Origin of the sequence: Bradyrhizobium sp. MOS002 (assembly GCF_003020115.1) — a bacterium.
GTDB lineage: Bacteria > Pseudomonadota > Alphaproteobacteria > Rhizobiales > Xanthobacteraceae > Bradyrhizobium.
The window spans coordinates 201,340-211,470 of sequence record NZ_PYFX01000009.1; the positions used below are offsets into that span (position 1 = coordinate 201,340).

Consider the following 10,131-nt stretch of genomic DNA (forward strand, 5'->3'; position numbering starts at 1 on the left):
CCGCCGTACCTGATCAGGGAGGAACAAGAATGATCTACGAAATGCGCATCTATCGCTGCGTGCCCGGCCGACTGCCGGCACTCCTCAAGCGGTTCGAGACCGTCACGCTGAAGGTCTGGGAAAAGCACGGCATCAAGCAGGCCGGGTTCTTCACGACGCTGATCGGTGAATCCAACCAGGAGCTGACCTATTTTCTGGCCTGGGAGTCGCTTGCCGAGCGCGAGAAGAAGTGGGGCGCCTTCATGACCGATCCGGACTGGATGAAAGGGCGCGCCGAGAGCGAGGCGGACGGCCAGATCGTCGGCAACATCGTCAGCCAGATCCTGGCGCCGACCGCCTTCTCGGCGGTGAAGTAGAAGCGGCTGGCGCGAGGGCGTCGCGGGGAGCCTGGGCGCAACCCTGATATTCTGGGAGCCCAGGCCGAATGGGGTTGATCCGCCCTTCATCGCGGCTATGGTCGCGCCGAACGAGGGATTTGCCTTGAGCTCTTCGACGTCAGCCGCGCCGGTCGTCACCATTGGCAAGGTCAAGTTCGGCAATGATCTGCCGATCTCGATCATTGCCGGACCGTGTCAGCTCGAAAGCCGCCAGCATGCGCTGGAGGTGGCCTCCGCGCTGAAGGAGATCGCCGCGCGGCTGCAGATCGGCCTCGTCTACAAGACCTCGTTCGACAAGGCCAACCGCACCAGCGCGTCGGCTGCGCGTGGCCTCGGGCTTGCGCAGTCGCTGCCGATCTTCGCCGAAATCCGATCATCGCTCGGCCTGCCGGTCCTGACCGACGTGCATGACGCCGCGCAATGCGCCGATGTGGCGCAGGCGGTGGACGTGTTGCAGATCCCGGCGTTCCTGTGTCGGCAGACCGATCTGCTGCTGGCGGCCGCCGCGACCGGCAAGGTCGTCAACGTCAAGAAGGGCCAGTTTCTCGCGCCCTGGGACATGGCGAACGTCGTGTCCAAGATCACGAGCGCGAACAATCCCAACGTGCTCGTCACCGAACGCGGTGCGTCCTTCGGCTACAACACGCTGGTCTCCGACATGCGCGCGCTGCCGATCCTGGCGCGCACCACCGGCGCACCCGTGATCTTCGACGCGACTCATTCGGTGCAACAGCCGGGCGGGAAGGGGACGTCTTCCGGTGGCGAACGCGAATTCGTGCCGGTGCTCGCACGCGCAGCCGTTGCTGTCGGTGTTGCCGGTGTCTTCATCGAGACCCATCCCGATCCTGACAGCGCGCCGTCGGACGGACCCAACATGGTGCCGCTACGCGAGTTCGAAGGGCTGATCCGTAGGCTGATGGCGTTCGACGCGCTCGCCAAAGATTCCACCAAAGCCGACCCGCGCTGATGCAGCAAGGCGAGGCGCGGCCGCACGATCACGGCCTGCCGGCCGCGCTCTACGTCATCTCCGGTGCAAGCTTTGCCGCAGCGCTCTCCGCGCGCGCGCTCGATCCGGTGCTGCCGCATGTCGCCGAGGACTTTGGCGTCAGCATCGCGACTGCTGCCGGCTTTGCCGCGGTGTTCGCCTTCACCTTCTCGATCATCCAGCCGATCGTCGGCGCCGCCGCCGATCTGTTCGGCAAGACGCGGCTGATGATCGGCTGCCTCGCGCTGCTCGGCCTTGCCAACATCCTGGGTTCACTCTCGACCTCGTTCTCGGTTCTGTTCGCGACCCGTATCCTCGCCGGCATCGGCTCAGGCGGCGTGTTTCCGGTGGCGCTCAGCCTGACCAGCGATCTCGTCGGTCCGGAGAAACGCCAGGTCGCGATCAGCCGCACACTCGCCGGCGCGATGACGGGCAATCTCCTCGGCGCCTCGGCCTCCGGCCTGATCGGCGATTTCCTCGGCTGGCGCGGCGTGCTGGCGGTGCTCGGCGTGCTCGTGATCGTTGCATCGATCGCGGTCGCCGCCGGTTTTCGCGGCGCCAAGGTCAAGCATCCGCCCAAGACGAGCCTGTCGGCGCTGAAGGCCGGCTATCGCACCATCTTCACCAACCCGAACGCCTATGTCTGTTATTCGGCGGTGTTCATCGAAGGCTGCTGCGTGCTCGGCCTGTTTCCCTACATCGCCTCGTTCCTGTTCGAGCTCGGGCAGACCTCGCTCTCGATCGCGGGTCTCGTCATCGCGGGCTTTGCGGTCGGCGGCCTGTTCTACACCCTGACGGTGTCGCGCCTGCTGCCATGGCTGGGCATGAAGCGAATGATGATCGCGGGCATGACACTGGTGGCCTCGCAGCTCGTTGTCGTCGCCTTCGGCCTGCGCTGGGAAGTGCAGGCGCTCAATCTCATCGTGATGGGATGGGGCTTCTACATCGCCCATGGCTGCCTTCAGATGTTTGCCAGCGAGCTCTCGGTCGAGGCGCGGGCCACCGCGCTGTCGCTGCATTCGTTCTTCTTCTTCATGGGGCAGACGGTCGGGCCGCTCGCCTATGGCCTTGGCATCCAGCATGGCGGCAAGATGCCGACCCTGTTCGCGAGCGCCGCGATCATGGTCGCGCTCGGTTTCGTCTGTGCGCGGCTGCTGAAACAGCGGGCGCCATCCGACGCGCGGACCTGACGCAGGCGCTAGTTTCCGATCGGCTCCATGCCACTCGCGATCATCGCGTCGCGGGCGGCCGGGGAAGCCAGGAACTTGATCAATGCCCGGCCAGCCTCGGGCTGTTTGGAAACGCTTGCGATGCCGGCTGAGAAGATCGTGATCTGTTGCAATTCGTTCGGCAGCGGCCCGACGATATCGATCCCCTTCACCGGCTTCAGCTCGCTGATCTGCTGAAAGCCGAGCTCGGCATCGCCGTGGGCGACGATCTCGCCGACCGGCGTAGCCGGAATCTTGCGCGCCTTGTCCTTCATGACATCGGCAATGCCGAGCTTTCCAAACATCTCGGTCGAGACGTAGACGCCGCTGGCGCTGTCGGAATAGGCGATCGTCTTCGCCGCGAGCAACGCGCGCTTGACCGCTTCCACCGAGCTGATGTCCGGCTTCGGTGCGCCCGACTTCACGGCGACGCCGATCGGCGATCTCGTCAGGTCGACCTGGCTGCCGGCAACGACCTTGCCCTTGCTGGCGAGATCGGTGAGGGCGTAGCCCACCATGATCAGGACGTCGGCCGCCTCGCCGCGCTCCAGCCGGACCGGGATGGCGTTGGTCGTGGTCCCCATCGAGGGCCCATATTCCGTCAGCACCTTGTTGCCGGTGGCCTTCTCGAACTCCGGCACGAGCACCTTGTAGGCCGCCGTCAGGCCGCCCGAGATCATCACCCGGACTTCGGCAGCCTCGGCCACGCCGGTCAGCCACAGGATGCCCAGAAGGCCCAATCCAAAATTTCGGAATGTTGCTGCAATTGATTTCATCGGCGTTCGTCTCCAACTAGCCCCGGCCGCGATAAGGCGCGACGCCCTGCTCGGGCACCCACAATCCCTTCGGTGCGCGGCCGGTCTGCCAGAACACGTCGATCGGGATGCCGCCGCGCGGATACCAGTAGCCGCCGATGCGCAGGAACTTCGGCTTGATCTCGCTCGCGATGCGCTTGCCGATCATCACGGTGCAGTCCTCGTGGAAGGCGCCGTGATTGCGGAAGCTCGCGATGTAGAGCTTGAGCGACTTCGACTCCAGCAACCATTGGCCGGGGGCGTAGTCGATCATCAGATGTGCGAAATCCGGCTGTCCCGTGACCGGGCAGAGCGAGGTGAATTCCGGCACGGTGAAGCGCACCAGATAGTCGGTGCCGCCTTGCGGATTCGGCACGCGGTCGAGCTTGGCTTTCTCGGGCGCATCCGGCCATTCCACGGCGCGGCCAAGCTGCAGGGCAGCTGAATCCGAGCTTGAGTTCTTCGATTTGCTGGGCTTTTTCGACATCAGTCCGCCTCCGTGGCGCCCTCTTAGCCAATCATCGTGCGGCCGTCACCCGGCCTTTTCCGCTTCGATGCATTGCGGTAGAAGCACCCAAACTGACTGCTTAGTCCCCCGAAAAGAGGCCCTCATGACCGCCATCATCGACATCATCGGACGCGAAATCTTGGATAGCCGGGGCAATCCCACCGTCGAGGTCGACGTCGTGCTGGAAGATGGCGCGCTTGGCCGTGCTGCCGTGCCGTCCGGCGCCTCCACCGGCGCCCATGAGGCGGTGGAACTGCGCGACGGCGACAAGGCCCGCTATCTCGGCAAGGGCGTCACCAAGGCAGTCGGCGCCGTCAACGGCGAGATCTTCGAGGCGCTGAGCGGCCTCGATGTCGAGCAGCAGGCCCAGCTCGACCAGATCATGATCGACCTCGACGGCACGCCGAACAAGAGCCGGCTGGGAGCCAACGCCATTCTCGGCGTCTCGCTCGCCTGCGCCAAGGCGGCTGCGAACTCGCTCGACATGCCGCTGTACCGTTACGTCGGCGGCACCTCGGCGCGTCTCTTGCCGGTGCCGATGATGAACATCATCAATGGCGGCATGCACGCCGACAACCCGATCGACTTCCAGGAGTTCATGATCCTGCCGGTTGGTGCGTCCTCGTTTGCCGAGGGCCTGCGCTACGGCGCCGAGGTCTTCCACACCTTGAAGTCCGAATTGAAGAAGGCCGGCCACAATACCAATGTCGGCGACGAGGGCGGCTTTGCCCCGAACCTGCCGTCGGCGGACGCCGCGCTCGAATTCGTCATGAACGCGATCGGCAAGGCCGGCTACAAGGCCGGCTCCGACATCGTGATCGGCCTCGACTGCGCCTCCACCGAGTTCTTCAAGGACGGCAAGTATGTCTACGAAGGCGAGGGCAAGACCCGTTCGATCTCCGAGCAGGCCAAGTATCTCGCCGATCTCGTCTCGCGCTATCCGATCGTGACCATCGAGGACGGCATGTCGGAAGACGACATGGACGGCTGGAAGGAGCTGACCGACCTCGTCGGCAAGAAGTGCCAGCTCGTCGGCGACGATCTCTTCGTCACCAACGTCAAACGCCTCGCCGAAGGCATCAAGGCCGGACGGGCCAACTCGATCCTGATCAAGGTCAACCAGATCGGCACGCTGACCGAGACGCTCGCCGCCGTCGAGATGGCGCACAAGGCCGGCTACACCTCGGTGATGTCGCACCGCTCCGGCGAGACCGAGGATTCCACCATCGCCGACCTCGCGGTCGCCACCAATTGCGGTCAGATCAAGACCGGCTCCCTTGCACGTTCCGATCGCACCGCCAAATACAACCAGCTCCTGCGCATCGAGCAGCAGCTCGGCAAGCAGGCGCTCTACGGCGGCAAGGCGGCACTGAAGGCGCTGGCATAAGCCAGCGCCTCAATAAGGAACAGGGGAGGATCGACATGAGCGACGGCAAAAACGGCCTGCAATTGCGTTCGCTGATCAAGAAGAGCGGCGAGCTCGAGATCTCGCTTCTCGACGTGCCGACTCCCGAGCCCGCCGCGGACGAGGTCGTCGTCCGCGTCGAGGCGGCTCCGATCAACCCGTCCGATCTCGGGCTCCTGATCGGCGCGGCCGACATGAGCACGGCAAAGGCTTCCGGCGACAAGGGCGCTCCCGTCATCACCGCGAAGGTGCCGGAAGGCGCGATGCGGGCGATGGCAGGCCGGCTCGACGAGTCCATGCCGGTCGGTAACGAAGGCGCGGGAGTCGTGATCAGGACCGGCTCGTCGGATGCCGCGAAGGCACTGATGGGCAAGACCGTCGCCATGATCGGCGGCGCGATGTATACGCAGTATCGCACGCTGAAAGTGCGCGAGTGCCTGCCGCTGCCGGACGGCACCACGCCGGCGGAAGGCGCGTCGTGCTTCGTCAATCCGCTGACCGCGCTCGGCATGACCGAGACAATGCGGCGCGAGGGTCACAAGGCGCTGGTACACACTGCGGCCGCATCCAATCTCGGCCAGATGCTGAACAAGATCTGCATCAAGGACGGCATCCCGCTGGTCAACCTCGTGCGCAGCAAGGAGCAGGCCGACATCCTGCACAAGATCGGCGCCAAATATGTCGTCGATTCCACCGCGCCGAGCTTCCTCGGCGATCTCACCAATGCGCTGGTCGAGACCGGCGCCACCATCGCCTTCGACGCCATCGGCGGCGGCAAGCTCGCTGGCGACATCCTCAACTGCATGGAAGTCGCGATCAACAAGACCGCGAAGGAATACAGCCGCTACGGCTCCAACGTGCACAAGCAGGTCTACGTCTATGGCGCGCTTGATGTCCGCCCGATCGAGCTGCCGCGCGGCTTCGGCATGGCCTGGGGCGTCGGCGGCTGGCTGCTGTTTCCGTTTCTGATGAAGATCGGGCAGGCGGACGGGGCCAGGCTGCGCCAGCGCGTGGTCGACGAACTGAAGACCACGTTTGCCAGCCACTACACCAAGGTGGTGTCACTTCCCGAGGCGCTCGATCCCGCCAACATCGCGGTCTACGCCAAACGCGCCACCGGCGAAAAATTCCTCATCAACCCAAATAAATAATCGCGGCGTGCGACCGCACGTCACCCAAAGAAGGTCTTGCCTTCTGAGCGAAGCGGGAGATTATTTCGCCGCCTTTGAAAGCGGGGAAAACCGCGGGGCTCAGAAGGGGACTTCTCCATGACCGATCTCAATCGCCGCCATTTGCTCGCAGGCGCCGCCGCCCTCGGTGCGGCTGCCGTGACCAAGCTTGGATCGACCGTCGCCAATGCCGCAGTGCCGCAAGCCGGCACGCAGGCGCCGGGCTTCTACCGCTACAAGGTCGGCAGCTACGAGTGCACCTCGATCAACGACGGCGCGCGCACTTTCCCGATGCCGGACAAGTTCGTCGTCAACGCGCCGAAGGAGGAAGCGCTGGCCGCGGGCGAGGCGGCCTACATGCCGAAGGGGATGGTCACGGTGCCGTTCAACCCGCAGCTTATCAACACCGGCTCCAAGCTGGTGCTGATCGATACCGGCAACGGTGTCGCCAATCTCGAGCCCAGCAAGGGCGCGGTCGGCCGCACGCTGCAGAACCTCCAGGCCGCCGGCGTCGACCCCAAGAGCATCGACGTCGTGCTGCTCTCGCATCTGCATCCCGACCACACCAACGGTATTCGTCTCGCCGACGGCGCGCTTGCCTTCCCCAATGCGGAGATCATGGTGCCGGGCAAGGACTGGGAGTTCTGGACCAGCGAGGACAACGCCGCCAAGGCCGAGTCCAACGCGATGATGAAGAACTACTTCGCCAACGTGAAGAAGACTTTTGCCGGCCTCGAATCCAAGGTGACGAAATACGAGTGGGGCAAGGAGGTCGCGCCGGGCATCACCTCGATCGCGACGCCCGGCCACACGCCGGGCCACACCTCGTTCGCGGTCGCCTCGGGCGATGCCAAGGTGCTGATCCAGTCCGACGTTACCAACATCCCGGAGTTCTTCCTGCGCAATCCGGACTGGCATGTGGTGTTCGACACCGATGCTGCGATGGCGCAGGAGACCCGCCACAAATTCTACGACATGGCGGCGGCCGAGAAGGCGACCGTGATCGGCTTCCACTTCACGTTCCCCTCGGTCGGCCATGTCGAGAAGGACGGCGCCAAGTATCGCCTGATCCCGTCGGCGTGGAATCCGACGATCTGAGCCGATCTGCAGATTTGGACCAAGGATCGGGCCGCCAATCGGCGGCCTGATTGTCTGGGCAACCGTTCAGAAACGCAGGGTTTCCAAATCCGATCGGTCCATGCACTTGCATCCATCACTCGGGATCGCTTAAGTGCCGACCCGGCACTCCCGCTGAAGATTTCGAGGACACTCCATGGCCTACAATATCGTCACGATCGCCGGCAGCCTGCGCAAGGAAAGCTTTTCGCTGAAGATCGCCAATGCGCTCGCCAAGCTCGCGCCGGCCTCGCTCAAGCTCGAGGTCATCACGCCGGCCGGCATCTCGTTCTTCAACCAGGACCTCGAGGGCGCGCCGCCGGCCGATTGGCTGTCTTTCCGCGAAAAACTCCAGAAGTCGGACGGCGTCATCTTCGTCACCCCGGAATACAATCGCGCGATCCCAGGCGTACTGAAGAACGCGATCGATGTCGCCTCGCGGCCCTATGGCAAGAGCTCGTTCAACGGCAAGCCCGTCGGCATCATCGCGAACTCGCCGAGCCCGCTCGGCGGCGTCAGTGCCGCCAAGACGCTGCAGAACATCCTGCCGGGCATTTCCGGCCCGATCATGCAGCAGCCGGAGGCCTATCTGATCGGGGTGGGCGACGCCTTCGATGCCGACGGCAACCTGACCAAGGAGTCCCTGAAGCCCGTGCTCCAGGCGTATATCGACGCGTTTGCGGTGCACGTGGCGAAGCACCACAGCTGAGGCGCGATTCCCAGGTCTTCGTCATGGCCGGGCAAAAGCGCGAAGCGCGTCTTCGCGCTAGATGTCCCGGCCATCCACGTCCTTGCTGAACTGACCAAGAACGTGGATGCCCGGCACAAGGCGGGCATGACGGTTCAGGTATGGGAACGCGGAGCGGGCGGGGGGCCATTAGCACCCCCTTAACCAACCTGCCCCATCTTCCCAGGATGGTCTCCCGCGCGCGCCTGAAATCGATCCTGACCGGTCTCGCCCTCTATGCGATGGCAGCCGCCATCGTCGGCTATTTCGGCGTCAACGCCTATACCGGCAAATACGGCCTCAATGCCCGCCAGGAGCTCGACCAGGAGATCGTGGCGCTGACCAGCGAGCTGGCCCAGCTCAAGCGCGAGCGCGCCAGGAGCGAGCAGCGCGTTTCGCTGCTGCGCTCCGCGAAGATCGACCCCGACATGCTGGACGAGCGGGCGCGCTTCCAGCTCGACTACGTCAATCCGCGCGATCTCGTCCGGACGATCCCGGCGAACTGACAACTCTTCCTGAAGTTGGAGGCCGAAGTTGGAGGGCTGGAACCGGACTGCCGCCTTGACGGCAGCGCCGCAACGGGCTCGTGGCTTCTATCACCATGACCAGGGTTGACGCAGATCAACCGGGCCGTGCCGGCACCGTCTAGATTGCCACCCGGAGGAAACAGTGATGAATGGGCAATCCCCCCGGCATCACGCGGCCCGTGTCGAGGCCGCCATTACGTCAGGCCAGGCGGCACGCTCGTCGCTCGTGGCCTCGTGGCGCCGTTCGTCCCGATTGCATCGTCTCGATCCCGCCGGCCGCAGCTCGCCGAACCGGCTGAGCGAAGCCGAGCTGCACCGCGCGCGCGAGCGCGTCGCGCCATTGCTCGCCGCTGCGCGAGGCGCGATGGACCGGCTCTACCAGGCGGTCGGCGCCAGCGGCTGCTGCGTGCTGCTCGCCGACGGCGAGGGCGTGCCGGTCGATCGTCGCGGCACCCCGGCGGACGACGCGACATTTCAGTCCTGGGGCCTCTGGACCGGCGCGCTCTGGAGCGAGGAGCATGAGGGCACCAACGGCATCGGTACCTGCCTCGTCGAGCAGCGGCCGCTGACGATCGACCGCGATCAGCATTTCTTCACCCGCAACACCCTTCTCAGCTGCACCGCCGTTCCGATCTACGACCATGAGGCTGCGTTCGCGGGCGTGCTCGACGTCTCCTCCTGCCGCGCCGACCGTACCGACGTGCTTTCCAGTCTGATTGCGCTCGCGGCTGGTGAGGCGGCCAAGCGTATCGAGGCCGATCTGTTTCGCAGAGCCTTCGCCCATGCCCGCATCGTGCTGACGCAAGCTGCGGACGGCCAGTGCGGCGGCCTCGTTGCGGTCGATGCGGACGATCTCGTGATCGGCGCGACCAGGTCCGCCCGAGCGGCACTCGGGATTGCGCCAGGCCGGGCATTGCAGCCGATGCCTGCCGACGATCTCCTCGGCGGCGATACCGCGCGCGACCATCTGGCCGGCGGTCAGCGCGCAGTGTTGCAGCGGGCGCTCTTGCGCGCAGGCGGCAATGTCTCGGCGGCCGCGAAGGCCCTCGGCGTCAGCCGCGCCACGCTGCACAGAAAGCTCAAGCGGTTCGAACTGAACGCGCATTGAGCTGCTGGTAGATCCTCAGGGTGAGGAGACCGCGAAGCGGTCGTCTCGAACCACAAGAGGCCCTGCTGTCACCCCCAAGCCATCCTTCGAGACGCGCGCAAGAGCGCGCTCCTCAGAGCCTGACTCAAAAAGCGTAGACGTCTTCAAGGTCTGGCCAAGCGGCGAGTTAAGAGCCTCAGATGGGCAGCGAGTAGCCAGGCGAGCTCG

11 protein-coding genes are annotated in these 10,131 nt (G+C 64.8%); 9 read left to right on the forward strand and 2 right to left on the reverse strand.

All coding sequences use genetic code 11. The features are described 5' to 3' along the window. Positions 1–29 precede the first annotated feature (29 nt). From C7G41_RS25175 to C7G41_RS25185, 3 genes are all read left to right on the forward strand, one after another. Positions 30–356 carry an NIPSNAP family protein gene (locus tag C7G41_RS25175; RefSeq protein WP_106945037.1) on the forward strand — a complete coding sequence of 109 codons (327 nt, stop codon included), beginning with the start codon at positions 30–32 and terminating at the stop codon, positions 354–356. Positions 357–480: 124 nt separating this feature from the next. Then, positions 481–1,344, forward strand: coding sequence for a 3-deoxy-8-phosphooctulonate synthase (gene kdsA / locus C7G41_RS25180; RefSeq protein ID WP_106945057.1), 864 nt, complete (start codon positions 481–483; stop codon positions 1,342–1,344). After that, positions 1,344–2,552, forward strand: coding sequence for an MFS transporter (locus C7G41_RS25185; protein WP_106945038.1), 1,209 nt, complete (start codon positions 1,344–1,346; stop codon positions 2,550–2,552). The genes kdsA and C7G41_RS25185 overlap by 1 nt, the downstream gene beginning before the upstream one ends. A gap of 8 nt (positions 2,553–2,560) precedes the next feature. On the opposite strand, the gene C7G41_RS25190 is transcribed toward C7G41_RS25185, so the two are convergent. Both C7G41_RS25190 and queF read right to left on the reverse strand, forming a co-directional pair. Then, a complete protein-coding gene (locus C7G41_RS25190) occupies positions 2,561–3,346 on the reverse strand; it encodes an extracellular solute-binding protein (RefSeq protein ID WP_106945039.1) in 786 nt (261 codons plus the stop codon). Positions 3,347–3,362: 16 nt separating this feature from the next. Next, positions 3,363–3,851, reverse strand: a complete 489-nt coding sequence (queF, locus tag C7G41_RS25195) for a preQ(1) synthase (RefSeq protein ID WP_007610784.1) — start codon at positions 3,849–3,851, stop codon at positions 3,363–3,365. 124 nt (positions 3,852–3,975) lie between these two features. On the opposite strand from queF, the gene eno reads away from it, so the two are divergent. The 6 genes from eno to C7G41_RS25225 all read left to right on the forward strand — a co-directional run bounded on the left by eno (position 3,976) and on the right by C7G41_RS25225 (position 9,924). Beyond that, entirely contained in the window at positions 3,976–5,259 is a 1,284-nt protein-coding gene (gene eno, locus C7G41_RS25200; RefSeq protein WP_007590612.1) for a phosphopyruvate hydratase, read from the forward strand. A 35-nt stretch (positions 5,260–5,294) separates the two neighbouring features. Then, positions 5,295–6,428, forward strand: coding sequence for a zinc-binding dehydrogenase (locus C7G41_RS25205; RefSeq protein WP_106945040.1), 1,134 nt, complete (start codon positions 5,295–5,297; stop codon positions 6,426–6,428). 117 nt (positions 6,429–6,545) lie between these two features. Further along, on the forward strand, positions 6,546–7,544 hold the full coding sequence (locus tag C7G41_RS25210; protein WP_106945041.1) for an MBL fold metallo-hydrolase: 999 nt from the start codon (positions 6,546–6,548) through the stop codon (positions 7,542–7,544). 175 nt (positions 7,545–7,719) lie between these two features. Further along, positions 7,720–8,271: an NADPH-dependent FMN reductase gene (locus C7G41_RS25215; protein ID WP_106945042.1), complete on the forward strand. Its 552-nt coding sequence runs from the start codon at positions 7,720–7,722 to the stop codon at positions 8,269–8,271. Between the two features lie 206 nt (positions 8,272–8,477). Further along, on the forward strand, positions 8,478–8,795 hold the full coding sequence (locus tag C7G41_RS25220; RefSeq protein ID WP_007590617.1) for a septum formation initiator family protein: 318 nt from the start codon (positions 8,478–8,480) through the stop codon (positions 8,793–8,795). Between the two features lie 166 nt (positions 8,796–8,961). Beyond that, a complete protein-coding gene (locus C7G41_RS25225) occupies positions 8,962–9,924 on the forward strand; it encodes a GAF domain-containing protein (protein WP_199198595.1) in 963 nt (320 codons plus the stop codon). The last annotated feature ends 207 nt before the right edge of the window (positions 9,925–10,131 follow it).

What these genes read in the sequence shown, in the direction of transcription:
- C7G41_RS25210 (WP_106945041.1), top strand. Translation starts at nt 6,546, where the DNA reads ATGACCGATCTCAATCGCCGCCATTTGCTCGCAGGCGCCGCCGCCCTC.
- C7G41_RS25185 (WP_106945038.1), top strand. Translation starts at nt 1,344, where the DNA reads ATGCAGCAAGGCGAGGCGCGGCCGCACGATCACGGCCTGCCGGCCGCG.
- C7G41_RS25190 (WP_106945039.1), bottom strand. Translation starts at nt 3,346, where the DNA reads ATGAAATCAATTGCAGCAACATTCCGAAATTTTGGATTGGGCCTTCTG.
- C7G41_RS25220 (WP_007590617.1), top strand. Translation starts at nt 8,478, where the DNA reads ATGGTCTCCCGCGCGCGCCTGAAATCGATCCTGACCGGTCTCGCCCTC.
- C7G41_RS25175 (WP_106945037.1), top strand. Translation starts at nt 30, where the DNA reads ATGATCTACGAAATGCGCATCTATCGCTGCGTGCCCGGCCGACTGCCG.
- queF (WP_007610784.1), bottom strand. Translation starts at nt 3,851, where the DNA reads ATGTCGAAAAAGCCCAGCAAATCGAAGAACTCAAGCTCGGATTCAGCT.
- C7G41_RS25205 (WP_106945040.1), top strand. Translation starts at nt 5,295, where the DNA reads ATGAGCGACGGCAAAAACGGCCTGCAATTGCGTTCGCTGATCAAGAAG.
- C7G41_RS25215 (WP_106945042.1), top strand. Translation starts at nt 7,720, where the DNA reads ATGGCCTACAATATCGTCACGATCGCCGGCAGCCTGCGCAAGGAAAGC.
- C7G41_RS25225 (WP_199198595.1), top strand. Translation starts at nt 8,962, where the DNA reads ATGAATGGGCAATCCCCCCGGCATCACGCGGCCCGTGTCGAGGCCGCC.
- eno (WP_007590612.1), top strand. Translation starts at nt 3,976, where the DNA reads ATGACCGCCATCATCGACATCATCGGACGCGAAATCTTGGATAGCCGG.